Annotated in this window: 22 protein-coding genes and 1 tRNA gene; 10 read left to right on the forward strand and 13 right to left on the reverse strand. The window is 73.2% G+C overall.

Annotated features, from left to right (window positions below):
• Positions 1 to 144 precede the first annotated feature (144 nt).
• From PO879_RS12815 to PO879_RS12825, 3 genes are all read right to left on the reverse strand, one after another.
• Positions 145 to 1,128, reverse strand: a complete 984-nt coding sequence (locus PO879_RS12815) for a ribose-phosphate diphosphokinase (protein WP_278235268.1) — start codon at positions 1,126 to 1,128, stop codon at positions 145 to 147.
• A gap of 35 nt (positions 1,129 to 1,163) precedes the next feature.
• On the reverse strand, positions 1,164 to 2,786 hold the full coding sequence (glmU, locus tag PO879_RS12820) for a bifunctional UDP-N-acetylglucosamine diphosphorylase/glucosamine-1-phosphate N-acetyltransferase GlmU (RefSeq protein ID WP_278237537.1): 1,623 nt from the start codon (positions 2,784 to 2,786) through the stop codon (positions 1,164 to 1,166).
• Positions 2,787 to 2,907: 121 nt separating this feature from the next.
• Positions 2,908 to 2,979, reverse strand: a tRNA-Gln gene (locus PO879_RS12825).
• Between the two features lie 285 nt (positions 2,980 to 3,264).
• Between PO879_RS12825 and PO879_RS12830 the strand changes: the two genes are divergently transcribed.
• The 4 genes from PO879_RS12830 (at position 3,265) to PO879_RS12845 (ending at position 7,384) form a co-directional block, all read left to right on the forward strand.
• Positions 3,265 to 3,861 carry a TetR/AcrR family transcriptional regulator gene (locus PO879_RS12830; protein ID WP_278237538.1) on the forward strand — a complete coding sequence of 199 codons (597 nt, stop codon included), beginning with the start codon at positions 3,265 to 3,267 and terminating at the stop codon, positions 3,859 to 3,861.
• A gap of 169 nt (positions 3,862 to 4,030) precedes the next feature.
• Positions 4,031 to 5,554: a M6 family metalloprotease domain-containing protein gene (locus tag PO879_RS12835; RefSeq protein ID WP_278235269.1), complete on the forward strand. Its 1,524-nt coding sequence runs from the start codon at positions 4,031 to 4,033 to the stop codon at positions 5,552 to 5,554.
• Positions 5,555 to 5,610: 56 nt separating this feature from the next.
• Entirely contained in the window at positions 5,611 to 6,114 is a 504-nt protein-coding gene (locus PO879_RS12840; protein ID WP_278235270.1) for a MarR family transcriptional regulator, read from the forward strand.
• Positions 6,107 to 7,384, forward strand: coding sequence for an MFS transporter (locus PO879_RS12845; RefSeq protein ID WP_278235271.1), 1,278 nt, complete (start codon positions 6,107 to 6,109; stop codon positions 7,382 to 7,384). The genes PO879_RS12840 and PO879_RS12845 overlap by 8 nt, the downstream gene beginning before the upstream one ends.
• Here the strand turns inward: PO879_RS12845 and PO879_RS12850 are convergent, their stop codons facing one another.
• The gene (locus PO879_RS12850) at positions 7,385 to 8,281 is read right to left on the reverse strand and encodes a LysR family transcriptional regulator (protein WP_278235272.1); all 897 of its coding nucleotides are present in this window, start codon (positions 8,279 to 8,281) and stop codon (positions 7,385 to 7,387) included.
• 96 nt (positions 8,282 to 8,377) lie between these two features.
• Between PO879_RS12850 and PO879_RS12855 the strand changes: the two genes are divergently transcribed.
• Positions 8,378 to 9,238: an aldo/keto reductase gene (locus PO879_RS12855; RefSeq protein WP_278235273.1), complete on the forward strand. Its 861-nt coding sequence runs from the start codon at positions 8,378 to 8,380 to the stop codon at positions 9,236 to 9,238.
• Between the two features lie 19 nt (positions 9,239 to 9,257).
• Entirely contained in the window at positions 9,258 to 10,190 is a 933-nt protein-coding gene (locus tag PO879_RS12860; protein WP_278235274.1) for an aldo/keto reductase, read from the forward strand.
• A gap of 95 nt (positions 10,191 to 10,285) precedes the next feature.
• Here the strand turns inward: PO879_RS12860 and PO879_RS12865 are convergent, their stop codons facing one another.
• Positions 10,286 to 12,124 carry an ABC-F family ATP-binding cassette domain-containing protein gene (locus PO879_RS12865; protein ID WP_278235275.1) on the reverse strand — a complete coding sequence of 613 codons (1,839 nt, stop codon included), beginning with the start codon at positions 12,122 to 12,124 and terminating at the stop codon, positions 10,286 to 10,288.
• Positions 12,125 to 12,288: 164 nt separating this feature from the next.
• On the opposite strand from PO879_RS12865, the gene PO879_RS12870 reads away from it, so the two are divergent.
• Positions 12,289 to 13,260, forward strand: coding sequence for an acetylxylan esterase (locus PO879_RS12870; protein WP_278235276.1), 972 nt, complete (start codon positions 12,289 to 12,291; stop codon positions 13,258 to 13,260).
• 61 nt (positions 13,261 to 13,321) lie between these two features.
• Here the strand turns inward: PO879_RS12870 and PO879_RS12875 are convergent, their stop codons facing one another.
• From PO879_RS12875 to metG, 7 genes are all read right to left on the reverse strand, one after another.
• A complete protein-coding gene (locus tag PO879_RS12875; RefSeq protein ID WP_278235277.1) occupies positions 13,322 to 14,254 on the reverse strand; it encodes a 4-(cytidine 5'-diphospho)-2-C-methyl-D-erythritol kinase in 933 nt (310 codons plus the stop codon).
• The gene (gene rsmA, locus PO879_RS12880) at positions 14,251 to 15,123 is read right to left on the reverse strand and encodes a 16S rRNA (adenine(1518)-N(6)/adenine(1519)-N(6))-dimethyltransferase RsmA (RefSeq protein ID WP_278235278.1); all 873 of its coding nucleotides are present in this window, start codon (positions 15,121 to 15,123) and stop codon (positions 14,251 to 14,253) included. Before rsmA ends, PO879_RS12875 begins: the two co-directional genes overlap by 4 nt.
• A 43-nt stretch (positions 15,124 to 15,166) precedes the next feature.
• Positions 15,167 to 16,507, reverse strand: a complete 1,341-nt coding sequence (locus PO879_RS12885) for a ubiquitin-like domain-containing protein (protein ID WP_278235279.1) — start codon at positions 16,505 to 16,507, stop codon at positions 15,167 to 15,169.
• 359 nt (positions 16,508 to 16,866) lie between these two features.
• Positions 16,867 to 18,219 carry a resuscitation-promoting factor gene (locus PO879_RS12890; RefSeq protein ID WP_278235280.1) on the reverse strand — a complete coding sequence of 451 codons (1,353 nt, stop codon included), beginning with the start codon at positions 18,217 to 18,219 and terminating at the stop codon, positions 16,867 to 16,869.
• A gap of 196 nt (positions 18,220 to 18,415) precedes the next feature.
• The gene (locus PO879_RS12895; protein WP_278235281.1) at positions 18,416 to 19,540 is read right to left on the reverse strand and encodes a ubiquitin-like domain-containing protein; all 1,125 of its coding nucleotides are present in this window, start codon (positions 19,538 to 19,540) and stop codon (positions 18,416 to 18,418) included.
• Positions 19,541 to 19,685: 145 nt separating this feature from the next.
• Positions 19,686 to 20,621: a TatD family hydrolase gene (locus PO879_RS12900; RefSeq protein WP_278235282.1), complete on the reverse strand. Its 936-nt coding sequence runs from the start codon at positions 20,619 to 20,621 to the stop codon at positions 19,686 to 19,688.
• Positions 20,621 to 22,417 (reverse strand): methionine--tRNA ligase, encoded by a 1,797-nt coding sequence (gene metG / locus PO879_RS12905; protein WP_278235283.1) that lies wholly within the window; start codon positions 22,415 to 22,417, stop codon positions 20,621 to 20,623. Before metG ends, PO879_RS12900 begins: the two co-directional genes overlap by 1 nt.
• 112 nt (positions 22,418 to 22,529) lie before the next feature.
• Between metG and PO879_RS12910 the strand changes: the two genes are divergently transcribed.
• Together PO879_RS12910 and PO879_RS12915 are read left to right on the forward strand one after the other, a co-directional pair.
• Positions 22,530 to 23,102, forward strand: coding sequence for an isochorismatase family protein (locus PO879_RS12910; protein WP_278235284.1), 573 nt, complete (start codon positions 22,530 to 22,532; stop codon positions 23,100 to 23,102).
• A 171-nt stretch (positions 23,103 to 23,273) separates the two neighbouring features.
• Positions 23,274 to 23,783, forward strand: a complete 510-nt coding sequence (locus tag PO879_RS12915; RefSeq protein WP_278235285.1) for an LURP-one-related family protein — start codon at positions 23,274 to 23,276, stop codon at positions 23,781 to 23,783.
• Between the two features lie 87 nt (positions 23,784 to 23,870).
• On the opposite strand, the gene rsmI is transcribed toward PO879_RS12915, so the two are convergent.
• Complete coding sequence (gene rsmI / locus PO879_RS12920) at positions 23,871 to 24,752, reverse strand: 16S rRNA (cytidine(1402)-2'-O)-methyltransferase (protein ID WP_278235286.1); 882 nt, start codon at positions 24,750 to 24,752, stop codon at positions 23,871 to 23,873.
• Positions 24,753 to 24,800: 48 nt separating this feature from the next.
• On the opposite strand from rsmI, the gene PO879_RS12925 reads away from it, so the two are divergent.
• Entirely contained in the window at positions 24,801 to 26,825 is a 2,025-nt protein-coding gene (locus PO879_RS12925; protein ID WP_278235287.1) for a phospholipid carrier-dependent glycosyltransferase, read from the forward strand.
• The last annotated feature ends 58 nt before the right edge of the window (positions 26,826 to 26,883 follow it).

Below are 26,883 nucleotides of genomic sequence, written 5' to 3' on the forward strand. Positions count from 1 at the left end.
TGCAGCACGACCCGATCGGATCCGCTGCCCGTCAGACGTCCCTCGCCGAGGCAACCGGTCTACTGTACCCGGTCCGGCCGCCCCGGCGAAACCCTCGGCGCCGTGCCCTGACTCACCGCCCGGCGTCGCGACGCACCGCGTCGATCAGGGGTTGCCGTCGAACAGCGACGTCACCGAGCCGTCGTCGAACACCTCGCGGATCGCCCGGGCGACCAGCGGCGCGATGGACAGCACGGTCAGCCCGTCGAAGCGCTTCTCGGCGGGGATCGGGAGCGTGTCGGTCACCACGACCTCGACGGCGCCGGACTCCGAGAGCCGCTGGGCGGCGGGGTCCGAGAGCACGCCGTGCGTCGCGGCCACGATGACGGACTTCGCGCCCGCCTGCATGCAGACCTTGGCCGCCTCGGAGATCGTGCCGCCCGTGTCGATCAGGTCGTCGACGAGCACGCAGTCGCGGCCCTCGACGTCGCCCACGACCCGGTTGGCCACGGCCTGGTTGGGCCGCGTGACGTCACGAGTCTTGTGCACGAACGCCAGCGGGCCGCCGCCGAGCTTGGCCGCCCACTGCTCGGCCACGCGGATGCGCCCGGCGTCCGGGGAGACCACGGTCACGTTGGAGGTGTCCACCCGCGTGCGCACGTAGTCGGTCAGTACCGGCATCGCCCACAGGTGGTCGACCGGCCCGTCGAAGAAGCCCTGGATCTGGGCGGTGTGCAGGTCCACGCTCATGATCCGGTCGGCACCGGCGGTGTGCAGCATGTCCGCGACCAGACGGGCCGAGATCGGCTCGCGGCCGCGGGACTTCTTGTCCTGGCGCGCGTAGGCGTAGAACGGCGCCACCACCGTGATCGTGCGGGCCGAGGCGCGCTTGGCGGCGTCGACCATGAGCAGGTGCTCCATGAGCCACTGGTTGACCGGCGCCGTGTGGCTCTGCAGCAGGAAGATGTCCGCCCCGCGGACCGACTCGCCGAAGCGGACGTACGTCTCGCTGTTGGCGAAGTCGTAGGCCGAGGTCGGCAGCAGGCTGATGCCCAGTTCCTCGGCGACGTCCTCGGCGAGGGCGGGGTGAGCACGACCGGCCGCGAGGACGAGGGTGCGCTCTCCGGTACCGGGGATGGAGGTGTTCATCAGTGGGAGGTTCCTTCGCTGGGTGCGGCTCGGTCTCAGGCGGACTCGGAGGACTCCGGGTCGGCGGCGTCGCCGGTGCGCGACACCTTCGGGATCGCTCCTGTGAGGGCATTGTGCTCGGCCAGCTCGCGTTTCGCCTGCGGGCCGAGGCCGCCGGCGCCCTCGTCGCCCTCGTCGCGGGAGCGGGCGGCGGCCTCCGCGGCGGGCGTGCCGGCGCGACGCCGCTCCACCCAGCCGTCGATGTTCTTCTGCTGCGGGCGGCTCACGCCGAGCGCGCCGGCGGGGACGTCCCGCGTGACGACGCTGCCGGCGGCCGTGTAGGCGCCGTCGCCGATCGTCACCGGGGCGACGAACATGTTGTCCGCCCCGGTGCGCGCGTGGGAGCCGATGACCGTGCGGTGCTTGTGGACGCCGTCGTAGTTGACGGTCACCGAGGCGGCGCCGATGTTGCTCTCGGCGCCGATGGTGGCGTCGCCGACGTACGACAGGTGCGGGATCTTCGACCCCTCGCCGATCTCGGTGTTCTTCGTCTCGACGAACGTGCCGATCTTCCCGCGAGCGCCGAGCACGGTGTTCGGCCGCAGGTAGGCGAAGGGGCCGACGGTCGCGTCCGCGCCGATCACCGCCAGGGAGCCGTGCGTGCGCACCACGCTCGCCCGCTCGCCCACCTCGACGTCGGTCAGCGTGGTGTCCGGGCCGACCGTCGCGCCCTCGGCGACGGTCGTCGCGCCGTGCAGCTGGGTGCCGGGCAGCAGGGTGACGTCGCGGGCGAGCTCGACGTCGACGTCCACCCAGGTGGTGGCCGGGTCGACGACGGTCACGCCCTCGCGCATCCAGCGCTCCAGGGTGCGACGGTTCAGCTCGGCGCCGAGCGTCGCCAGGGCCTGCCGGTCGTTCACGCCCTCGACGAGCATCGGGTCGTCGGAGAGCACGGCGCGCACCGCACCGCCGCCGGCCCGCGCCGAGGCGATCACGTCGGTGAGGTACACCTCGCCCTGCGCGTTGTCGCTGCCGAGCCCGTCGAGGCCGCGGCGCAGCACGGCCGCGTCGAACACGTAGACCGAGGAGTTGATCTCGCGGATCGCGCGCTGCTCGGCCGTGGCGTCCTTGTGCTCGACGATGGCGGTGACGTCGCCGGTACCGGGTTCGCGCACGATCCGGCCGTAGCCGGTGGCGTCGGCGAGCTCGGTGGTCAGCACGGTGACGGCGTTGCCGTCCGCGTGGTGGGCGGCGAGCAGCTCGGCCAGCGTGGCGCCGTCGAGCAGCGGGATGTCGCCGGCCAGCACCACGACGGCACCGTCGAGCCCGTCGCCCAGCGGGTGCGCGCCGTCGGTGTCGTGGACCTCGTCGGCGCTGTGCACCAGGTCGGCGGCACGGGTGGCGTGCGTGCGCACGTCCAGCGCGTCGAGAGCGCACTGCACGGCCCGCCCCGTCCCGGGGATCTCGTCCTGGTCGACGACGAGCGCGGCCTCGTCGAGCTCGCGCGCCGCGGCGGCGACCTGCTCGCGCTCGTGCCGCACCACGACGGCGACGTGCTCCGGCGCCAGCTCGCGGGCGGCGGTCATGGCGTGGCCCAGCATGGTGCGGCCGCCGATGCCGTGCAGGACCTTGGGGACCGCGGACTTCATCCGGGTGCCCTGGCCGGCGGCCAGGACCACGACCGCGGCCGGTCGCGGGTCGGCGTGCGCTGCGGACGTCGAGCCGTCCGCCGCCTGCTGGTCGCCCTGGGGGGCCGTGGAAACCACCGCTGCTCCGTCTCTGTCGGGGGTCTGGCGCAAGCTCCGCCCCCAGGATTCGAACCTGGACCAAGGGCACCAAAAACCCTTGTGCTGCCGATTACACCAAGGCGGATCGTGCGCGACGCGTGCCGGACCACGCCCGGCTCCGCCGTCGGGCCGACGACGACCGGGGTCGGGCGTCGCACATCCAGACCTCAGTCTGCCAGGTCGCCACGGGTGGCTCGCACACATCCCGTGCCGCCGCACCCTCCGCGGACGTGGGGCGCACCACACCCGCTCCGGCCGGTCCGGAGCGGCCGCCGCCCGTGGACGTCCGCGCCGTCGGCGACCGGTACCGGGCAGAATGGACGTCATGGCTGCTGAACCCCGGGAGACGAAGCGTGCTCCGCGTGCGCGGATGACCGCGAGCCAACGCCGGGAGCAGCTGGTGGCGGTCAGTCGCGGGCTGTTCGCCGCCAAGGGCTTCGAGGGCACGAGCGTCGAGGAGATCGCCAGCACGGCCGAGGTGTCCAAGCCGGTGGTCTACGAGCACTTCGGCGGCAAGGAGGGCATCTACGCCGTCATCGTCGACCGCGAGGTGCAGGCGCTGACCGGCGCCCTCACCGGGGCCCTCGCCGAGGGCGGCCACCCCAAGGTGATGGTCGAGCGCACGGCGCTGGCGCTGCTGGGGTACATCGAGTCCTCCGAGGACGGCTTCCGCATCCTGGTCCGCGACTCCCCCGTCGCGCAGGCCACGGGCACGTTCTCGTCCTTGATCGGCGACGTCGCCTCCCAGGTCGAGCACATCCTGGCCGAGGAGTTCCGCAGCAACGGGCTGGACCCCAAGGTGGCCCCGCTGTACGCGCAGATGCTGGTCGGGATGGTGGCGCTGACCGGGCAGTACTGGCTCGACGCCCGCCGCCCGAAGAAGTCCGACGTCGCCGCGCACCTGGTCAACCTGGCCTGGAACGGGCTGTCCGGCATGGAGCGCAAGCCCGGGCTCATCGGGCGCTGAGCAGCGAACTCAGTACACTCGCACCCGACCGACCGCGGCGCCGCCGCGACCGTCCGCACGGGAGCGGACCGTCGCGGGACCGACGGCGCGCTGCAGGACACCACCAGGACGCCGTCGCACCCTCAGGGCCGAGCGGACGAGGACGACGTCCCCGGCGAAGGGACGCTGCATGATCCGACGACGCATCACGACCGGTCTCGGCGCGCTGCTCGCAGCCGCCACGCTCCTCACCGCTCCGCGGGCGGCCTCCGGGGCGCCGACGGACGGCACGGACCACGGGGCCGGTGGTGTCGACGCCTGTCGGCCGGCAGCGGCCGTCGACGGGCTGGGGGCCGGGTTCCCCGTGGACGACCAGGCGATCCCGGCGACGGGCACCGTGCACGCCACGACGGTCTTCGTCGACTTCTCGGACGCACCCGCCGGTGCGGACACCCTGGGCGCGGCCGGGGACAACCTGCGCTCCGGCGTGGAGTACCTCGAGGACGTGTCCGGCGGCCGGCTCGCGCTGGAGGTGGCGGCGTCGGACTCGTGGGTGCGGATGCCGGAGCCCTCGACCGCGTACCCGTTCGAGCGGGGCCTGACCTACGCCGAGCACGTGCGGTACATCGAGGACGCGGTCGCGGCCGCCGACCCGTCCGTCGACTTCGCGGACACCGACGTCGTCTGGGTCGTGGCGACCGCGGAGGCCGAGGCCATCAGCTACTCGCCCACCACGAACTTCCTCGACGTCACGGTCGACGGCAACCGCCTCACGCACGCCGTCACCATCGGTGCCGACCAGTGGTCCTGGGGCGGTCTCGTCCTGGCGCACGAGTCCGGTCACACCTTCGGACTGCCGGACCTCTACCTGGCCGAGGCCCCCGCGGACGACCCGGGGAACCACCACGCGGCCGTGGGCGGCTGGGACCTCATGGGTCTGATCTCCGGGCACGCACCGGAGCTGTTCACGTGGAGCCGCTGGCAGCTCGGCTGGATCGACGACGAGCAGGTCGTCTGCGCCGACGGCACGACGCCGTCGTCGGCGGACCTCGTCCCGGTCCCGGCCGCCGCGTCGGCGGACGCGTCGCAGGACGCGATGCTCGTGCTGCCGACCGGGCCGACCACGGCCGTCGTGGTGGAGAACCGGCAGCGGGCCGGCTACGACGACGGCGCGCTCGCGACCGGGGCGCTCGTCTACACGGTCGACACCTCGGTGCGCAGCGGGGAGGGGCCGCTCCGCGTCGTCGACGCGACCCCCGGGTCGGCGGCCGGGCTCGACGACGCGCCGTTCGGCCCGGGCGACCGCTGGACGGAACCCACCACGGGCGCGACGCTGACCTTCGCGACCGCGGAGGACCAGGGGTCCGCCGACGGGGCGCCGGTCCTGACCGTGACGGTCGAGCCGGACACCTCCGCGACGCCGCCGCTCGAGCTGGACACCGTCGTCCAGCCACGGTGCCTGGGGGGCCGCGGCTACCTGGCCGTGCGGGTGCAGAACGGCATGGACGTCCCGGTGTCCGTCACGGTGGACACGCCGTACGGGTCCCGGACGGTCGAGGACGTCGCACCCGACCGGTACGTCCACCGGACGTTCGGTACGCGGTCCGCGGCGGTGCCCGCCGGTACGGTGTCGGTGACGGGGCACGCCGTGGTCGGCGGCGAGGACGTGACCTCGACCGAGGACGTCCCGTTCGAGGCGTTCACCTGCGACTGACCGCTCCGCCCGCGTCAAGATTCTTGACATCGAGAGACCAGCGTTAGTCTCGGGGCATGGAGAGCACGCACCCCGGTGACGAGGTCGACCGCATCGTCGCCGCCTGGCAGCGCGAGCGCCCCGACCTCGACGTCGAACCCCTGACCGTCTTCTCACGCATCAGTCGGCTGGCCCGTCACCTCGACCGGGCACGGCGCGGCGCGTTCGCCCGGCACGACCTCGAGACCTGGGAGTTCGACGTGCTGTCCGCGCTGCGGCGCGCCGGCGAGCCGTACCGGCTGTCGCCGGGCCGTCTGGTCGCCCAGACCCTGGTCACCAGCGGCACCATGACCAACCGGATCGACCGGCTCGCCGAGCGCGGCCTCGTCGAGCGGCACCGCTCCCCCGAGGACCGTCGCGGCGTGCTCGTGCGGCTGACCGGCGCCGGCCGCTCACGCGTGGACGCGGCCATGAGCGACCTGCTCGGCGTCGAGGCCCAGGTCCTCGACGCCCTGCCGGCGGAGGAACGCCCCCGGCTGGCCGCTCTGCTGCGCACCCTCGGCGCCCAGTTCGATGAGTAGCCCCACCGGCGGCACCGGCGACGGCGGCACCGGCGACGGCGGCACCGGCGACGGCGGCGCGAACCGGGCGACAGCGTTCGCCGCGGGCGCCGGCGGGCTCGTCCTGGCCGCGCTGCTGCTCGTGGCGCTCAACCTGCGCGCACCGTTGACCGCACTGGCCCCGGTGATCGACCAGGTCGCGGCCGGCCTGGGGATGTCCTCGGCCGGCGTCGCGCTCCTGACGTCGATCCCGGTGCTGACGTTCGCGGTGTGCACCCCGGCGTCCGCGGTGCTGGTGGGCCGCTGGGGCCCGGAACGTGCGCTCGTCGTCGGGCTGCTGGCGATCCTGGTCGGCACCCTGCTGCGCTCGAGCGGCTCCGTCGGGGCGGCCCTGGTCGGCACCGCCGTCCTGGGCATCGGCATCACGCTCGGCAACGTCTCCGTGCCGGTGATCATCACCCGGGACTTCCGGCGCCGCGCGGCCGGCGTGACCGGTGCGTACACCGCCACCATGAACGCCGGGTCCACCCTGACGACGGTGTTCACCGTCCCGCTGGCCGTCGCGTTCGGCTGGCAGTGGGCGCTGGCCGGATGGGGCGTGCTCGCGGCGGTCGCCCTGGTCGCCTGGGTCCCGGCCGGCCGGTCGCTGGCGCGCCGCCACGACGGGGTGCCGACGTCGGACACCCGTGCGCAGGAGCGTCAGCGGGCGACGGCGCAGCGCGGGCTCGCCGTGCTGCTCGCGATCGCCTTCGCCGGGCACACCGCCGGGTACTACGCGATGTCGACCTGGCTGCCGACGATCCTCGCCGACCGGCTCGGCTTCGACGCCGCCACCGCGGGCAGCGGAGCCGCCCCGTTCCAGCTCGCCGCCGTCGTCGGGGCGTTCCTGGTGCCGCTCGGCCTGACCGGGCGCCTGTCCGAGCGGACCGTGGCGACCGTCCAGTGCGTCCTCTGGCTCACCCTGCCGGTGGCGCTGCTGCTCGTCCCGCAGCTGTGGTGGGTCGGGGTCGGCCTGGCCGGCGCGGCCCAGGGCGGCATCTTCGCGGTGATCTTCACGCTCGTCGCCCGGCGGTCGCCCTCGGTGGCCACCGCCCGCCGCACCTCCGCCGTCGTCCAGACCGGCGGCTACGCGTGCGGCGCGACCGCTCCCATCGCGCTCGGGGCCGTGTACGAGGCGACCGGAGGGTGGACGGCGCCCCTCGCCCTGCTCACCGCGCTGCTGGTGGCGATGACCGTGGCGCTGTGGCTGGCTGCGGGACCGCCGCGCGTCGCCACCGCACCGAGCCGGTAGTCAGGCCGCCCGCGCGACGGCGAGGTTCGCCTCGCCGAGCAGCTCCAGCAGCCGGAGCGCGGCCGGCTCGGCCGTGGGTGCCGAGACCGCCGAGACCACCCATTCCGGGGCCCCGCCGTCCGGCAGGTCGAGGACGGCGAGACCCGCGGCCTGCGGCTTCGCGGCCACGTGCTGGGGCACGACGGCGACCCCCAGCCCACGCTGGACGAAGTCGAGCAGCGTGTGGACGTCGTCGACGCTCATGCGGACGCGACGCTCGAGGTGCCGGTCGGCGAAGGCGGCGTCCACGAGCTGTCGGATGGCCCACGGCTCGCGGAAGTCGACGAAGTCCCGCACGGCGAGGTCCTCCCACGAGACCCGCGCCGACCGGGCCAGGTCGTCGGTGGGGTGCACGAGACCGACGACGGGACGGCGGCCGAGCTCGAGGCGGCGCAGGGGGCCGAGGTGCTGGGTCGTGGCGAGGAACGCCACGTCGAGGTCACCGGCGCGCACCTGGGTCGCGAGCTCGCGCGAACCCGCCTGCGTGAACTGCACGTCCACCAGCGGGTAGCGCAGCCGGAAGCGTTCCAGGAGCGGCCCGACGTCGAGAACACCGAGGCACTGCTCGGACCCGATCCGCAGCCGGCCGGAGATCTGCCGGCTGGCGCGCACGACGGCGTCGCGGCCGGCCGACGCCTGGGCGAGCATCTGCCGGGCGAACGGCAGCAGGGCCCGGCCGGCGTCGGTGAGGGCGACCTGGCGGGTCGTGCGGTCGAACAGGGACGCGCCGAGCTCCTTCTCGAGGTTCCGGATCGCGGCGGACAGCCCGGACTGGCTCACCCCGCACAGCGCGGCGGCGCGCGTGAAGTGGCCCTCCTCGGCCACCGCCACCAGGTACTCCATCTGCCGCAGCTCCATTGATCACTCCTGGTTCTGAACGGTATGAGTTCAAGTCGTTGGACTCATCATCGCTCACTTCCTATCGTCGTCAGCACAGTCGAGACAAGGAGAACCGTGGAATCACGCACCATCGGACACCGCTCCGTCAGCGCGATCGGGCTCGGCGGCATGCCCCTGTCCATCGAGGGACGCCCCGACCGGGACCGGGCGATCGCCACCGTCCATGCGGCGCTCGACGCCGGCGTCACGCTCGTCGACACCGCCGACGCCTACCACCGCGACGCCGGGGAGGTCGGGCACAACGAGGAGCTGATCGCCGAGGCGCTGCGCACCTGGGGCGGCGACACCTCCGACGTGCTCGTCGCGACCAAGGGCGGGCACCTGCGCCCGGGCGACGGCACCTGGACCCAGGACGGCCGGCCCGAGTACCTCAAGGCCGCGGCGAAGGCCTCCGCGCAGCGCCTCGGTGTCGAGGCGATCGGCCTGTACCAGTTCCATCGGCCCGACCCGTCGGTGCCCTACGCCGAGTCGATCGGCGCGCTGGTCGATCTCCTCGACGAGGGCGTGATCCAGCAGGCCGGCATCTCCAACGCGAACGTCGCCCAGATCGACGAGGCGAACGAGATCCTCGGCGGACGGCTCGCGTCCGTGCAGAACCAGTTCTCCCCCGCGTTCCGCTCCAGCCTGGGCGAGCTGGAGCACTGCGCCGAGCTCGGGGTCGCCTTCCTGCCCTGGTCGCCGCTCGGCGGCATCGCGCGGGCCGCCGAGGTCGGCTCGACGCACGCCGCGTTCGGCCGCGTGGCCGAGCAGCACGGCGTCAGCCCGCAGCAGGTGACGCTCGCCTGGGAGCTGTCCCTCGCCCCGGTCGTGGTGCCGATCCCCGGCGCCTCGCGACCGACCAGCATCCAGGACTCGGCCGAGGCCGTCGGTCTCGAGCTCACCACCGACGAGCTCGCCGAGCTCTCCGACCACTGAACCACCCGGAGGATCCCCCATGAAGACCGTCCCCCTCGGCACCAGCGGCCGCCAGGTCCCCAACGTCGTCCTCGGCCTGATGCGCATCCAGCAGATGGACGACGACGCCGTCCGCGAGCTCGTGCGCACCGCCCGCGACGCCGGCATCGACTTCGTCGACCACGCCGACGTCTACGGCGACGCGCTGCACGGCTGCGAACGCCGGTTCGCCGAGGCCATGCAGCTCACGCCCTCGCAGCGAGAGGAGCTGACCATCCAGTCCAAGGCCGGCATCGTCCGCGAGGGCCCGTACTTCGACTTCTCCTTCGACCACCTGGTGTCGTCCGTCGAGGAGTCGCTGAAGGCCCTCGACACCGACTACCTGGACGTGCTGCTGCTGCACCGCCCGGACGCCCTCGTGGAGCCCGACGAGGTCGCCCGCGCCTTCGACCACCTGGAGTCGACCGGCAAGGTGCGCTCCTTCGGCGTCTCCAACCACACGCCGGGCCAGATCGAGCTGCTCAAGAAGTCGGTTCGCCAGCCGCTCGTCGCGAACCAGCTCCAGCTCTCGATCACCCACGCACCGCTGGTCGCGCAGGGCGTGGCCGCCAACATGGCCGGACTGGACCAGTCCGCCGGGCGCGACGGCGGGCTCCTCGACTACTGCCGCCTGCACGACATCACCGTGCAGGCCTGGTCGCCGTTCCAGGCCGGGTTCTTCACCGGCGTGTTCCTCGGCTCGGAGAACTACCCCGAGCTGAACGCCGTCATCGACCGGTTGGCCGCGAAGTACGACGTACCGGCCATCGCGATCGCGACGGCCTGGATCACCCGCCACCCGGCCGGGATGCAGGTCGTGCTGGGCACCACGACGCCGGAGCGCGTCGCCGGTGCGGCGCAGGGCTCGGACGTCCCGCTCACCCGCGCCGAGTGGTACGAGCTGTTCCGCGCCGCGGGCTACACCGTGCCGTGATCCGCGGCCGGACAGCGGTCTGACGCTCGCGCGTCCCGGTCGTGCGGGTTTCACCTGCCCGATTCCCGCACGACCGGGACAGGCGTCGGGGAGGCTCACTCGACGAGCTCGGCGGCCTCCAGCCACTGCATCTCGAGGTCGTCCTTCTCGGCGGTGAGCTCGCGCAGCCGTGCGTCGAGCCGGGCTGTGGCCTCGAAGTCCGTGGGGTCCGCGGCCATCTGCTCGTGCAGGCGCGCCTCCTCCTGCGTCAGCCGGGCGAGCTGCTTCTCCAGGCGCTGCACGGCCTTCTTGGCCTGCCGCTGCTCCGCGGCCGACGGCGCTGCACCACCGTCCGGCCCGCCGGACGTGTCGGCTGCGGAGGGAGCGCTCGGCGACGAGACGTCGCCCGACACCCCAGCACCGGCACGTCGCAGCTCCAGGTACTGCTCGACCCCGCCCGGCAGGTCGCGCAGCGCGCCGTCGCCGAGCAGCGCCCACTGCCGGTCGCACACCCGCTCCAGCAGGTAGCGGTCGTGGGAGACGACGATCAGGGTGCCGGGCCAGCCGTCCAGCAGGTCCTCGACGGCGGCGAGGGTGTCGGTGTCCAGGTCGTTGGTGGGCTCGTCGAGCAGCAGCACGTTCGGCTCGGAGACCAGCAGGCGCAGGAGCTGCAGCCGTCGGCGTTCCCCGCCGGAGAGGTTGCGCACCACGGTGTGGGCGCGCTCGCGCGTGAATCCGAGACGTTCGGTGAGCTGCCCGGCCGTGAGCTCCTTGCCGTCCACGACGACGGTGCGCTTCTCCCGGTCCACCACTTGCACCGCGGTCAGGTCCCCGACCTGGTCGAGCTCGGTGACCTCCTGGGTCAGCTCGGCGACCTCGACCGTCTTGCCGCGCCGCACCCGGCCGCCCTCGGGGTCGCGGCGTCCGGCCAGCAGGGCGAGCAGCGTCGTCTTGCCGGCACCGTTGACCCCGACGACGCCGTACCGGTCGCCGGGCCCGAGCCGCCACGTGACGTCGTCGAGCAGGGTGCGCTCCCCGCCGTCGGGCAGCGGGACGCGCACGGTGACGTCCTCGAGGTCGAGGACGTCCTTGCCGAGCCGCTTGGTGGCCATCTGCGTCAGCTCGAGCTGGTCGCGCGGCGGCGGCTCGTCGGCGATGAGGCTCTGGGCCGCCTCCACCCGGAACTTCGGCTTGGAGGTGCGCGCCGGGGCGCCGCGCTTGAGCCAGGCGAGCTCCTTGCGCAGCAGGTTGTTGCGCTTCTCGGCGGCCGCGGCGGCCTGCCGGGACCGCTCGGCGCGGGCCAGGATGTAGGCGGCGTAGCCGCCCTCGTAGCCGTCGACGGCACCGGTCCCGTCGCCGCGGACCTCCCACATGCGCGAGCAGACGGCGTCGAGGAACCAGCGGTCGTGGGTGACGACCACCAGCGCGCCCGCCGCACCGGGGCGGCCGTAGCGGTTGCGCAGGTGCTCGGCGAGCCAGGCCACACCCTCGACGTCGAGGTGGTTGGTGGGCTCGTCGAGCAGCAGGACGTCGGGGTCCTCGACGAGCAGGTGCGCCAGGGCCACACGACGGCGCTGGCCGCCGGAGAGCGTGGTGGCCGGCTTGTCCAGGTCGAGGTCGGCCAGAAGACCGGCGTGCACGGCGCGCACGCGCGGGTCGGAGGCCCACTCGTGGGTCTCGTCGTCGCCGTGCACGAGGTCGAGGACGGTCGCGCCCTCGGGGACGTCGTCGCGCTGGTCGAGCATCCCGATCCGGGAGCCGCCCACGCGGGTGATGCGGCCGTCGTCGGGCACGGCCGCACCGGCGAGCATCCGCAGCAGCGTGGACTTGCCGGCGCCGTTGGGTCCGACGACGCCGATCCGGTCGCCGTCGTCGAGCCCGAGGGAGACGTCGTCGAGCAGGGTGCGGATGCCGATGGTCAGCGAGATGCTGTCCGCGCCGAGGAGATGTGCCACCGGAACAGGGTAGTCGCCGCCGCTCCCGGACATCGTGCGTGCTTCCTTCTCCCTCATCGCGGCGCGGTCAGGGAGAAGGAGGCACGCACGATGGGCAAGAGGGGGGCCGCAAGCCGCTAGCCTCGGGGACGACGTCGCCGTCCGCACCCAGGAGAGTCCCCCTCATGGCCCAGTTCGACCTGCCCGTGACCGAGCTTGAGCAGTACCGTCCCACGGTCGAGGAGCCCGGCGACTTCGACGCCTTCTGGTCCGGCACGATCGCCGAGGCGCGCGGGTTCGGTGACGACGTGCGCATCGAGCGGGTGGACGCCGGGCTGACCGAGCTCACGGTCGACGACGTCACCTTCCCCGGGTTCGGCGGGCACCCGATCAAGGCATGGCTCGTCCGACCGGCCCGGGTCGACGGTCCCCTGCCCGCCGTCGTGGAGTTCATCGGCTACGGCGGGGGCCGCGGGCTGCCGCACGAACAGCTCGGGTACGCCGCGGCCGGGTACGCGCACCTGGTCGTCGACACCCGCGGACAGGGTTCCGGCTGGGGCTCCGGCGGCGACACCCCCGACCCGGTGGGACACGGCCCCGCCTCCCCCGGGTTCATGACCCGCGGCATCCTCGACCCGGCCGAGCACTACTACCGGCGTGTCTTCACCGACGGCGTGCGGGCCGTGGACGCCGTGCGGCAGATCGACGGGATCGACCCGGCGCGAGTGGCCGTGGCCGGGACCAGCCAGGGTGGCGGCATCGCGATCGCCGTGGCAGGCCTACTGCCCGACGTCGTGGCCGCGGCGCCGAACGTGCCGTTCCTGTGCCACTTCCGGCGCGCCGTCCAGATCACCGACGCCGATCCCTACGCCGAGATCACGCGGTACCTCGCGGTGCACCGGGAGCACGAGGACGCCGCCTGGCGCACGCTGTCGTACCTCGACGGGGTCTCGTTCGCGCGGCGCGCCCGGGCCGCCGGCCTGTTCTCCGTCGCGCTGATGGACACGATCTGCCCGCCGTCGACGGTGTACGCGGCGTTCAACGCGTGGGGCGGCACCGACCGGGAGATCGACGTCTACCCGTACAACGGGCACGAGGGCGGTCAGCACTACCGGTTCGCGCCGACCCTGGCATTCCTGCGCAAGCACCTGGACTGAGCACTACCTCGCGGGGAGGTTGCCTACCTCGGCGGACGGTTGCCTACCTCGCGGGGCGGTGTCAGAGGACGCGGGCCCCCGCGGCCGGCGCCGTCGTGCACCAGACCGCGTCGGCGGCGTCCTCGGCGGTCCAGGTCGCGGCGATCGCCAGCGCGTGCTGGCGGGACCGGGCCAGCGCGGCAACGGTCGGCCCGGAACCGGACACCATCGCCCCGAGCGCACCGCCGTTGCGGGCGATCTCCAGGGTGCGCTCCAGCTCGGGGCGGAGCTCGAGCGCAGCCGGCTCGAGGTCGTTGTGCAGCGCCGCCCCGAGCGCAGTCGGGTCCCCGGCGCGCAGGGCCTGCATGAGGCCGTTGTCGTCGGCGACGTCGACCGGCGGGGCGGTCGTCCCGTACATCTCGTCGAACCGGCCGTACACCGCCGGGGTCGACAGCCCCTCGTCCCGCGTGGCGAACGCCCAGTGGAACTCGCCGCGGGACATCGCCGGGGTCAGCAGGTGCCCGCGGCCCGTGCCGACGGCGGTGTGCCCCAGCAGCGCGAAGGGCACGTCGGAGCCGAGCCGGGCCGCCAGCCCGGACAGCTCGGCCCGGGACAGCCCGGCCCCCCACAGCGCGTCGCACGCGACGAGGGTGGCGGCGGCGTCGGCGGACCCGCCCGCCATGCCGCCCGCGACGGGGACCCCCTTGGACAGGTGCAGGGCGACGTCCGGCGACGTGCCGACGTGCTCGGCCAGCACCTCGGCCGCCCGCCAGGCGAGGTTCGACGCGTCCAGGGGGACCCGGTCGGCCTGCGGCCCGTCGACCGTCAGCGACAGACCCACGCCGTCGGCGACCTCGGTGGCCGTGACCTCCTCGTGCAGGGCCACCGCCTGGAACACCGTGACCAGCGGGTGGTAGCCGTCCTCCTCGACCGGACCGACCCGCAGGGACAGGTTGATCTTCCCCGGCGCTCGGACGCGGACGGACGGCGACGGGGCGGCAGCGAGACTGGTCACCCGTCCACCGTGCCAGCAGGGGCCGGAAGGTGCTCGGCGATCCGGGCGAAATCGGCGATCGAGAGACGTTCCCCACGCAGGCGCGGGTCGACGTCGGCGGCGCGCAACGCCTCCTCCGCGGCAGCACCGGACCCGAAGGTCCCGGACAGTGCGGCACGCAGCGTCTTGCGGCGCTGGGCGAAGGCGGCGTCGACGACGGCGAAGACCTGCTCGCGCGTCGCCGTCGTGACCGGCGGGTCGTGGCGCTCGATCGCCACGAGGGCCGAGTCGACGTTCGGCTCGGGCCAGAAGACGTGGCGCGAGACGTTCAGCGACCGCCGGGCGGCGCCGTACCAGGCGGCCTTGGCCGACGGCACCCCGTAGGTGCGCGACCCGGGGGGCGCGGCGAGCCGGTCGGCGACCTCGGCCTGCACCATCACGAGCACCGACCGCAGCGACGCGAAGCGCTGGAGGAAGGTCAGCAGCACCGGCACGGCCACGTTGTAGGGCAGGTTCGCCACGAGGGCCGACGGCGGTGCGCCCGGCAGGTCGGTGACGTCCATCGCGTCGGCGGTGACCACCTCGAAGTCCGCGTCGGGGGCGTGGCGGTGCACCGTCTCGGCGATCTGGCCGGCGAGCACCGGGTCGATCTCGACGGCGACGACCGAGGCGCCCGCCTCGAGCAGTCCGAGCGTCAGCGACCCCAGCCCGGGCCCGATCTCGACGACCCGGTCGCCGGGCTGCACGCCGGCGGCACGGACGATCTTGCGCACCGTGCCGCCGTCGTGCACGAAGTTCTGCCCGAGCGTCTTCGTGGGGCGGACACCGAGGCGCCCTGCCAGCTCGCGGATCTCCGCAGGGCCGAGCAGGGCGCCAGGGGTGTTGGTCATGGGCGGCAGTATCGCCCGACCAGGGGGGTGGGTACCAGTCGGCTCAGTACCAGTTGTTCGCCTGCGAGTGGCTCCAGGCACCGCACGGCGTGCCGTAGCGGCCGGCGATGTAGTCCAGGCCCCAGGCGATCTGGGTGGCCGGGTTGGTCTGCCAGTCCGAGCCGTGGGAGGCCATCTTCGACCCCGGGAGCGACTGCGGGATGCCGTAGGCGCCCGAGGACGGGTTGGCGACGGTGTGCGACCAGTTGGACTCCTTGGTCCACAGCGACTCGAGGCAGGACCACTGCGAGCCGGTCCAGCCGCGGGCGGCGGCCATCTGCTGACCGATCTGGCGGTTGGAGCCCGAGTAGGACGTGCTCGACCCGGACGACCCCGAGCTCGAGGAGCTGGAGGAGCTGGACGACGTCGCGGGCTCGGGCTCCGGCTCCGGCTCCGGCTCGGGGCGCGGCTTGGTGCCCTCGACCAGCACGCGGGTCCTCGGCTCCTTGGTGACCATCGAGGTGATCTTCTCGTTCGAGACCTCCTCGCCGTCGATCGTGGTGATCTCGCGCACGACGGTGCGGGAGCCGTCACGGCCCTTCTTCTTGACCTTCGGGTCGAGGTCCTCGTAGCGGTCGTCGCTCTGCTTGACCTTGACCTCACGCTCGATCGTCTTGGTCTTGGTGACCCGCTCGACGTCGACGCGCTGGACGACGGCGGCGACGGCCGGCATCTCGGCGTCCTCGGGGAGCTCCTTGGCCGTGACGTCGGCGGTCGCGGCGTCGGTGACGGTGACGATGTCGTCGGCGTCGATCTCGACGTCCGCGGCACCGAGCACGGCGTTCAGGTCCTCGGAGCCGTCGACGACCTCGATCTCGTCGTCGGCGACGACGGCGACGTCCTGGCCGTCGTGGACGTCCAGCGGCAGCGCCGCACGGTCCTCGGAGCGCGACGCGACGAGGTGGACCTCGCTGCCGCGCTGGCTGAGCAGGTTCAGCGCCTCGTTGGCGTCGGCGGCGTTGATCCAGGTGGACGACTCCTCGCCGTCGACCTGGATGGCCACCTGCTTGCCGGTGCGCACGACGACGTCGCTCCCGTCGTGCAGGGAGGTCGCGGCGGCCGGGGCGACGACGTCGCGGTCCCCGACCTCGACGCCCTGCTCGGCGAGCAGGCCCTCGATGTCGCCGGCGAAGGTGCCGACCGACCGGGTCTCGCCGTCGACGTCGAGCGTCACGGTCTTGTGGGCCTGGGAGACACCCACCGCGGACCCGACACCGAGGGCGAGGGCGCCGACGGTGAAGGAGGCGATGAGGGTCCGCCGACGACGGACCCGGCGCGTGCGGGTGACGGCTCGGGTCTCGTCCGTGGTCGGCTGCGGCTCGAGGTTCTCGGGCACGGAGGTCATACAGCTCCAAGTTCGTGCGTGGGGCCGGCCCCCTGCGGGCCGCGCTGTACAGCAGGACTCATCGTTCGTCATGCAACGACGCTCGACCGTAACCATTCCGTGATCCGTGGCAAGAGGGTCTACGTCACATCCGGGGCCGGGGTCACCGCTCTTTCACAGGCCCTGCACACCCCGGTTCCGCCTCCGTCAGATCTACCGCCCCGCCCCCTCTCGGGTGACGCCGGAGCGCCGGGGCGGCCTGGGACGGACCACGAGGGTCGAACCGGCCCGGACGCCGTCGTCATCCCCGGAGTGGAGCGCCCCCAGGGGCGCGTGAACGCGACGGTGTCCGGGCCGGTTCGACCCTCGGAAGGATCGGATCAGAGCAGCCCGAGCTTCGCGGCGCAGTGCGGCCACTGGCCCCACCCCGCCCGCGACTGCAGGATCTGCGCACGCTTCGTCTGCTCGGCGGCCGAGGCGTCGGACGGCAGCCCGGTCCCGCCGACCGACTGCCAGGTCGACAGCGAGAACTGGTACATGCCGTAGTACCCGTTGCCGGTGTTGGTGGTGGGGTCGCCGCCGGACTCGCACTGCGCCAGCGCGGCCCAGACCGAGCCGGACGGCGCGGAGCCGCCGGACGAGGAGCTCGAGCCGGACGATCCGGAGGAGGACGACGAGCTGCCGGTGTCGGCGGGCTGCGGCGCGGGCTCGGGCTCCGGCTCGGGACGCTCCTTGGTGCCCTCGACCACGACCTTGTCGACCGGCTTCGTCGTGACCTTGCTGGAGAGCTTCTCGCGGTTCGTCACCTCGCCGTCGACCCGGGTGACCTCCCAGGTGATGGTCCGCTCACCCTTGCTGCCCTCCGTGGCGACGTAGGAGCCCTCGTCGACGTAGCGGTCCGGGTCGGTCTTCGTCACGGTGTCGAAGTCGACCTTCTTGGTCTTGTCGACCTTCTTCACGTCGACGACCTGGACGACGACCCGCACCGAGGGCTCGGACCCGTCGGCGGGCTCGACCTGCTCGACGTGGACGCGGTCGTCCGCGTCGAGCTCGACGCCCTCGGCGGCGAGCAGCTCCTCGAGGGTGACGGCGCCGTCGTCGACGACCGTCTCCTCGCCGCCCACGACGAGCGTGACCGGCTGGTCGGCGTCGAGGCGGATCGGCAGCGTGGCCCGCTCGGCGGACCGCGACGGCAGCAGCCGCACCTGGTCGGCGCGCTCGGCGAAGTCGGCGAGGGCCTCGTCGGCGTCGAGCGCCGCGACCCACACGTCCCGCTGCTCGCCGTCGGTCTCGACGGTGAGCTGGCGGCCGTACCGGACCTGGACGACGGCGCCGTCACGCAGCTGGTCGTCGGCCGCGGGGGTGACCTCGTCGTTGTCGCCGACGCGCACCCCCTCCTCGGCGAGCACGTCGTCGACGGTGGCGGCGTACGTGGTCACGGTGGTGAGGCGGCCGTCGACGTCGAGGGTGACGTCCTTGCGCAGCTGCTCCACGACGGCGGCGGAGACGCCACCCGCCACGACGAGGCTGAGCACGGCCACGGCGGTCACGAGCGGCCAGCGGCGTCGGCGCCGGCGCGTCGGGGTGCTGTCGCCCGGCGCGTCGCCCGGCGTCCCGGCACCACCGGCGGCGGTGCCGGCGGAGGCGCCGACGGTGGGGTCGTCGCTCACGTGGGCGAAGACGGGAACCGGCTCGGTCGAGGGAGCCACGTTGTCGAAAGGCCAGTCCTTCATGGCGGTCCAGACGTCGTGCGGTCCGGGTTCGACGGCGGAGGCCCCGGCGCACGGTCGGGTCCGGGTCGGTCCGGCGATCCCGTCGACCGTAACCGCATCGTGATGTTCAACCAAGCGCGACTGTGGTAAGAATGCGCGGTTGCGGGAGCCTATGCCCGAAAAGTTCCACCCGCCGATGTCGCGGACGTCACACCGATCAGTACCAACCGACCGACATCGAGTGGTTCCAGGCCGCGCAGGGCGAGCCGTACCGCCCGCTGATGTAGTCCAGGCCCCACCGGATCTGGGTGGTGGGGTTCGTCCGCCAGTCCGAGCCGGCCGTGGCCATCTTCGACCCCGGCAGCGCCTGCGGGATGCCGTAGGCCCCGCTGGACGGGTTCTCGGCGTTCCAGCGCCAGTTCGACTCCTTGGTCCACAGCTTGTCCAGGCAGACGAACTGGTCGCTGCCCCAGCCGCGCTCGGCCGCCAGCGACCGCGCGACGGCCTTGGCCGACCCCGGGTCGACCTGGATGTCGGAGACGTCCAGCGTGCCGACCAGGACGACCTCCGTGACCGGCTCCGTCGTGACCGTGCGGTCGACCACGGTGCGCTCCACCTCGGCGCCGTCGATGGTGCGCACCTCGTAGGTCGTCACCCGCTCACCCGGCACGCCGCGGGTCTGCACCACCTCGTGCCCGCGCGGCAGGTCGTCGGACTCCACCGTCTCGGTCTCGAACGGCACCACCTCGGTGACCAGGTCGGAACCCGTCTGCCCGCGGTGGACCACGACGACCATGCCGTCGACCGCCGCCGCCCCCAGCGGGACCGAGGTGCCGTCCTGCGCCGCGAGGGTGATCCCGACCTCGGCGAGCACCTCGCGCACCGTGGCCTGCGTGGTGCGCAGCGGGAGGACGGACCCGTCCACCGAGACGTGGACGGTCTTGAGCGTCGAGACCCGGACCGGCGACCGTCCCAGCGGATCGCTGCGCGACGCCGTCGTGACCGCGCCCTCGCCCCGCGGCCCGAGCGCCGCGAGCAGCTCGCCCACGGTGTGCGCCGTCGTCGGGAACGTGACGGTCTCGCCGTCGATCTCCATCGTGACGTCCTTGCTGGTGCGGACCACGACCTCGCCGTCGTCCGGGGCCGACGCCGTCAGCGCGGGCTGGACCAGGTCGTCCGGTCCCGGCCTGACGCCGTTGAAGGCCAGCACGTCGGCGACCGTGTCGCCGTAGCCGTCGACGGTGCGCACCGCGCCGTCGACGTCGAGGGTGATCTCGGCGTGAGCGTCCACGACACCGGCGGCGCCGACGGCGACCGCTGCCACCACGGCGGTGCGGGCCACGAACCGGGTCGCGGCCGGGAGGGGGCCTCGCCGGCCCACGAAGGGTGCCGGGGCACGCCGACGACGGGGTACGGCCCGTCGGTTCGCCCTGGTCGTCGTCACTGCCACCGCAGAGTAGTGGAGTGTCCCCGCACCGCGGAAGCCGTCACCACGTTCCGTAGACCGTCTCGGAGGTCGTCGACACCGCGGTGCACAGGTCCGTCAGCGGGAGCTCGAGCACCTCCGCCATCGCCCGGACGGTGTGCCCGGCGACGTAGGGCGCGTTGGGCCGGCCCCGGTAGGGATGCGGGGGCAGGTAGGGGGCGTCGGTCTCGACCAGGACCAGCTCGAGCGGCACGGTGCGCAGCGCGCCGCGCAGGTGGTCGTTCTTCGGGTAGGTGACCGGCCCGGCGAACGACAGGTACCAGCCGTGCTCGGCCGCCAGTGCCGCCATCTGCTCGTCGCCCGAGTAGCAGTGGAAGACCGTGCGCTCCGGTGCGCCGTCGGCGAGCAGGACCTCGATCACCTGCTCGTGCGCGTCGCGGTCGTGGATCTGCAGCGCCAGCCCGAGCTCCTTGGCCAGCGCCACGTGCGCCCGGAAGGACTCGCGCTGGGCGACCTCACCCTGCGGGCCGGTGCGGAACAGGTCCATCCCCGTCTCGCCGATCGCCCGGACGCGCGGGTTGTCCCGGGCGACGTCGGCCACCCGGGCGATCGCGTCGTCGAGCGAGGTCGCGTGGTGCGCCTGCGGCGACGGCTCCAGCCCGTCCGGCCCCACCTCGCGGACGCCCGCGTGCAGCACCGCCTCGTTCGGGTGGATCGCCACGGCGCCCAGGAGGCGCCCGTCGTTCGCGGGGTCGCGCAGCAGGGCGTCGGTCCACGCGATCGACGGCAGCTCGCAGCCCACCTGGACCAACCGGTCCACCCCGACGGCGGCGGCCCGGTCGAGGTGGTCGGCGACGGTCGGGACCGGGGCGCCGCGCAGCGCCCGCTCGTCGAGCACGTCGGCGATGGCGTCCAGGTGGGTGTGGTTGTCCACGACCGGGACCGGCAGGGCCTCCGGGTCCGGAGGGAATCCCCGCTCGCGCTTCGAGCGTCCCATCAGGCCTTCTCGCGCAGGCGTTCCAGCTCCTCCTCGACGATCGAGTCGTCGAGCTTGGTGAACACCGGTGTCGGCTTGGCGATCGGGGTGCCGGGGGTCACCGGCCGCGACTCCCACGACGGGAACTCGTAGCCGCCGTCGCGGTTGCCGGTGATGACCGGGTAGTGGCGCGAGTCGTCGTCGAGGTCGGTGACCTCCTCGATCACCGGCTGCGGCGCGAACTCGCCGGTCCCGCCGAGCACCTCGTGCACCGACTGGGCCGAGTGCGGCAGGAACGGGGCGAGCAGCGTGTTGCAGTCGCTGACCGCCTGGGTGGTGGTGTGCAGCACGGTGGCGAGCCGGTCCGGGTCGGTCTTGAGCTTCCACGGCTGGGTCTCGGAGACGTACCGGTTGACCTCGCCGACCACCCGCATCGCCTCGGCGACCGCGGCCCGCTGCCGGTTGGACTCGATGAGCGAGCCGATCTTGCCGAACGCCTCGCCGGTGGTCGCGAGCACCTCGCGGTCGACGTCGGCCTGCTCGCCCGCGGTGGGGATCTCGCCGAAGTTCTTGTGCACCATCGAGGCCGTGCGGTTGACCAGGTTGCCCCAGCCGGCGACGAGCTCGTCGTTGGTGCGCCGCAGGAAGCTGTCCCACGTGAAGTCCACGTCCTGGTTCTCCGGCCCGGCCGCGGCCACGTAGTAGCGGAACGCGTCCGGCTGGTAGCGGGCCAGCATGTCGCGCACGTAGATGACCACGCCACGCGAGGAGGAGAACTTCTGACCCTCGACGTTGAGGAACTCGCTGGAGACGACCTCCGTCGGGAGCTGGAGCGACCCGTACGGGCCGGGCTGCCCGCCGTGCGCGCCGCCGCCGTCGTAGGCCAGCAGCTCGGCCGGCCAGATCTGGGAGTGGAAGGTGATGTTGTCCTTGCCCATGAAGTAGAACGAGCGGGCATCAGGGTTGGTCCACCAGTCTCGCCAGGCCTCGGGGGTGCCGCGGCGGCGGGCCCACTCGATGGAGCTGGACAGGTAGCCGATCACGGCGTCGAACCAGACGTACAGGCGCTTGTTCGGGTTCTCGGACCAGCCGTCCAGGGGCACCGGGATGCCCCAGTCGATGTCGCGCGTCATGGCGCGCGGGCGGACGTCGTCGAGCAGGTTGCGGCTGAAGTTCAGCACGTTCTGGCGCCAGCCGGTGCGCGTCTCGAGCCAGGAGGCGAGCGCGTCGACGAAGGCCGGCAGGTCGAGGAAGAAGTGGTTCGACTCGACGAACTTCGGCGTCTCGCCGTTGATGCGGCTGCGCGGGTTCTTCAGGTCGATCGGGTCGAGCTGGTTGCCGCAGTTGTCGCACTGGTCGCCGCGCGCGCCGTCGTAGGAGCAGATCGGGCAGGTGCCCTCGATGAAGCGGTCCGGCAGCGTGCGACCGGTCGACGGCGAGATGGCGCCCATCGTCGACTTCTCCACCATGTAGCCGTTCTGGTGGACGGTGCGGAACATCTCTTGCACGACGGCGTAGTGGTTGCGCGTCGTGGTGCGGGTGAACAGGTCGTAGCTGAGGCCCAGGGAGGTGAGGTCCTCGACGATCACGCGGTTGTAGCGGTCGGCGAGCTCCTGGGGCGTCACGCCCTCCTGCTCGGCCTGGACCAGGATGGGCGTGCCGTGCTCGTCGGTGCCCGAGACCATCAGCACGTCGTGACCCGCCATCCGCATGTGACGGCTGAAGACGTCGGAGGGAACGCCGAAGCCGGCGACGTGGCCGATGTGCCGCGGGCCGTTGGCATAAGGCCATGCCACGGCCGAGAGGATGTGGGTCATGGCCCGAATCCTACTGGTCCGGGCTACCGGGACGCCGGGGCGTCTCACCCGCGCTCCCTCCCGCCGAGATCGATCTCGACATGCGGGGGGCGGATGGTGGCACAGTGGAGACATGAGTACGCGAGCACTCCTCGTCGTCGACGTCCAACCGACGTTCTGCGAGGGTGGCGAGCTCCCCGTGGAGGGGGGCCACCGCGTCGCGCAGGACGTGGCCGACTACGTCGCCGCCCACCGCGAGCGCTACGGCCTGGTCGTCACGACCCAGGACTGGCACATCGACCCGGGCGAGCACTTCAGCGACGACCCGGACTTCGTCAACTCCTGGCCGGTGCACGGCGTGGCCGAGTCCCCGAACGCCCGGCTCCACCCGGCCCTGGCCGACCTGGACGCCGACGTGGCGGTCACCAAGGGCCAGTACGACCACGGGTACTCCGGGTTCGACGGGGCCGACGCCGTCGGGCGATCGCTCGACCAGGTCTTGCGCGAGGCCGACGTCCGCGCCGTGGACGTGGTCGGCCTCGCCGAGTCGCACTGCGTGAAGTTCACGGCGCTGGACGCCGAGCGGCACGGGTTCGAGACCCGGGTGCTGACGGACCTCACCGCCCCCGTCTCGGCGGAGCAGGGCGAGCAGGCCCACCGCGAGCTGACCCGGGCCGGCGTCGAGCTGGCGACCTCCGCGAGGTAGGCAACCCTCCGGCGAGGTAGGCAACCCCTCGGCGAGGTAGGCAAGTTCTCGGTGAGGTAGGCAACTGCCCCGCGAGGTAGGCAACTCCCCTCGCGGGGCGACCGCGGACGGTCCCCGTGCAGCGGCCCGCGCCCCGCGCTACGTTGCAGGCAGGTCGACCCGGAGGTCCCGATGCCGCTCCCCCCGCCCCCCGCCGGCTGGTCCCGGTACGTCCTCAAGAGCACGTTCGGCATGGGCCGCGACTTCGCCGTCCTCCACCCGGACACGGGCGACCAGTCGTGGTTCGTGGACGGCAAGGTCGGCATGCGCCCCAAGGCGGACGTCAAGGACCGGGACGGCGAGGTCGTCTACACGGTCACCGGCAAGATGTTCGGGATCCCGAAGCAGATGACGATCGCCGACGCCGACGGCACGGAGATCGCCGCGCTGCGCGCCAAGATGTTCTCCCCCGTCAAGGACCGCATGTCCATGCAGGTTCCCGGCGGTGAGCCGTGGAGTCTGGAGGGGTCGTTCATCGAGAAGGACTACGCGGTCACGGTCGGTGGACGGCACGTCGTCCAGATCACCCAGAAGTGGGTGACCATCCGAGACGCGTACACGCTCGACGTCGCCGACGGGGTGGACGTGGGTCTGGCGCTGGCGGTCGTGTGGGCGATCGACCGCTGGGTCGAGCGCGACTGACGCCGGCCTACCTCACGGCAGAGTCGCCTACCTCGCCGAGGGGTTGCCTACCTCGCGGAAGAGTTGCCTACCTCGCCGAGGGGTTGCCTACCTCGCGGAGGGGGCCTGGCGCGCGGCCAGCACCGCCTCGTACAGCTCGCGCTTCGACACACCCGACGCCGCCGCGACCTCCCCCGCGACCACCTTGAGCCGCTCGCCCGCCTCGACGCGGGCGGCGACCTGCGGCACGAGCGCCTCGACGCTCGGCGCCTCCGGTGCCGGTGCCCCGCCGACGACGACGCAGATCTCGCCGCGCAGCGCCTGGCCGGTCTCTGCCCGCTCGCCCGCGAGCGCCGCCAGCTCCCCGAGCGACCCGCGCAGGACCTCCTCGTACACCTTCGTCAGCTCGCGGCAGACGGCGGCGGGCCGTTCGGGACCGAACGCCTCGGCCATGGCGGCCAGGGTGTCGACGATCCGGTGCGGCGCCTCGAAGAACACCATGGTGCGGGGCTCGTCGGCGAGGCCACCGAGCCACCGCGACCGGTCCCCGGCCTTGCGGGGCACGAACCCGTCGAAGGTGAAGCGGTCGGTCGGCAGACCGGACAGCGCCAGCGCGGTCAGGACGGCGGAGGCGCCGGGCGCCGAGGTCACGGGCAGCCCGCGCTCGACAGCACGGGCGACGAGCCGGAACCCGGGGTCGGACACCGCCGGCATCCCGGCGTCGGTGACGACGAGAACCGTGCCGCCGCCGTCGACGACGTCGAGCAGGTCGTCCGCCCGGTCGCGCTCGTTGTGCTCGTGGTACGACACGATCCGCCCGCCGACCTCCACGCCGAGCCGGGACGCGAGCGCGTGCAGCCGGCGGGTGTCCTCGGCCGCCACGACGTCGGCGTCGGCGAGCAGGCGCAGGAGTCGTGGAGAGGCGTCCTCGACGTTGCCGATCGGGGTGGCGGCCAGCACGACGGACCCGGCCTCGGGGACACGACTCATGGGGACAACTGTCCCACGCGGCCCCGTCGACCCCCTAGAGTGACCGAGGTGAGCGCCCACGATCCCGACGCCCCCGACACCGGAGAGCAGTCCGAGGTCGACACCGCACCGCCGAGTCGGCAGTACCCGTCCCGCCGCGAGATCCACGGTCACGAGCGCCGCACGAACACCCGCGGCATCCCCGTGGTGACCGGGGCGATCCGCGCGCTGACCGGGTCGACCCCGACGGTCGGCACGGGTCCCGCGAGCAACGACGCGGCCCCGGCGGAGGGCGCCCCGACGGCGTCGCCGGCCGACGCCCCGGACCCACGACCGACCACCGGGACCACGCCGACCGCGCACCCCGGGACCGGCCCGACGCCGGGCGCCCTGGAGAGCGCGCCGGTCCCGGTCGCGGCGGGCGGCACCGCGACGGCGACCGCCGAGCGTCCACCCGCGCGGGACGACGACGGCTCGCACGACTCGCCGTCGGACACCGCGCCGGACGAGGGGGTCGGCACCGAGCGGTCGCTGCTGGTGCGCCTGCTGGGCGAACGGCGCCTGGCGCTGGGGGCGACGTGGCAGGCCCGCACGCTCGGGTGGGTCGGCGCCGCCGTCGTCACCCTGATCGCCGCCGTGGCCCGGCTGTGGGAGCTCGGCCGCCCCGGGTCGCTGGTCTTCGACGAGACGTACTACGTCAAGGACGCGTACACGCTCGGCAGCACCGGCGCCGAGCGCCAGTGGCCCGAGGACCCGAACCCCGCCTTCGAGGCCGGCGACGTCGACACCTACCTGGACCAGGCGGCGTACGTCGTCCATCCCCCGGTGGGCAAGTGGATGATGTGGCTCGGCATGGAGGCCGGGGGCGGCGCGACGAACCCGTTCGCGTGGCGGCTGGCCTCCGCCGTCGTCGGCATCCTCGCCGTCCTGCTGCTGGTCCGGATCGCGCGACGGCTGTTCGCCTCCACGACGATGGGGCTGGTCGCCGGCTTCCTGCTGGCGATCGACGGGCAGGCGATCGTGCACTCGCGCACCGCGCTGCTGGACCAGTTCCTCATGTTCTGGGTGCTGGTCGCGTTCGGCTGCCTGCTCCTGGACCGGGAGTGGGCACGACGACGGCTCGCCACGCGGGTCGCGGCCGTCCTGGACGCGGGTGGCACCGTGGACAAGTACGGGCCCCGGCTCGGGATGCGGTGGTGGCGTCTCGCCGCGGGCGTCTCCCTGGGCCTGGCGTGCGGCGTCAAGTGGTCGGCGCTCTGGTTCGTCGCCGCGTTCGGCCTGCTCACCGTGCTGTGGGACGTCACCGCGCGGCGCCGCGCCGGGATCGGCCGCTGGTTCGAGGACGCCGTGCTGGCCGACGGCGTGCCGGCGTTCCTGCAGATCGTCCCGGTCGCGCTGCTCACCTACGTCGCCTCGTGGTGGCGCTGGATCGCGGGGTCGGAGGGCTACTACCGGGACTGGGCGTCGCAGAACCCGGAGCAGGCGGTGTCCTGGCTGCCCGACTGGCTGGCCAGCCTGTGGCACTACCACCAGCAGGTGTACCAGTTCCACACCGGCCTCGAGGCGGAGCACGCCTACGCGGCGGGCCCGCTCGGCTGGATGGTGCAGTGGCGGCCGACGTCGTTCTTCTGGGAGCGCCTGGATGCCGGCGACGGCGCCTGCCCCGCGGACACCGAGGGCGGCTGCGCCGTCGCCGTCACGGCCCTGGGCAACCCGCTGCTGTGGTACCTGGCGGCGATCGCCCTGGTCGTCACCGTGCTCCTCGGGATCTGGCTGCGGGACTGGCGGGCGCTGGCCGTCGTCTCCGGCACGGCCGCCGGCTGGCTGCCCTGGTTCCTGTACACGGACCGCACGATCTTCACCTTCTACACGATCGCGTTCACGCCGTTCGTCATCATGACGCTGGTCTACCCCATGGTCGTGGCGCTGGAACGCACGCGATGGCGCCAGGGCAAGGGCGGCACCGCCGCGGTGATCGCCGTCGTCGTGGTGCTCGTCGCGCTGGTGTCGGCGGCGTTCTACCCGTTCTGGTCGGCGATGGCGGTGCCGTACGACTACTGGCGCGAGGTCATCCGCTTCCAGAACTGGATCTGAGACCCGGCCGAGGACGCGCGGCCCCGTGGACGACCGCGTTCACGGGCGCTGCGCGCCC

The organism is Isoptericola sp. AK164 (assembly GCF_029643425.1).
GTDB lineage: Bacteria > Actinomycetota > Actinomycetes > Actinomycetales > Cellulomonadaceae > Isoptericola > Isoptericola haloaureus.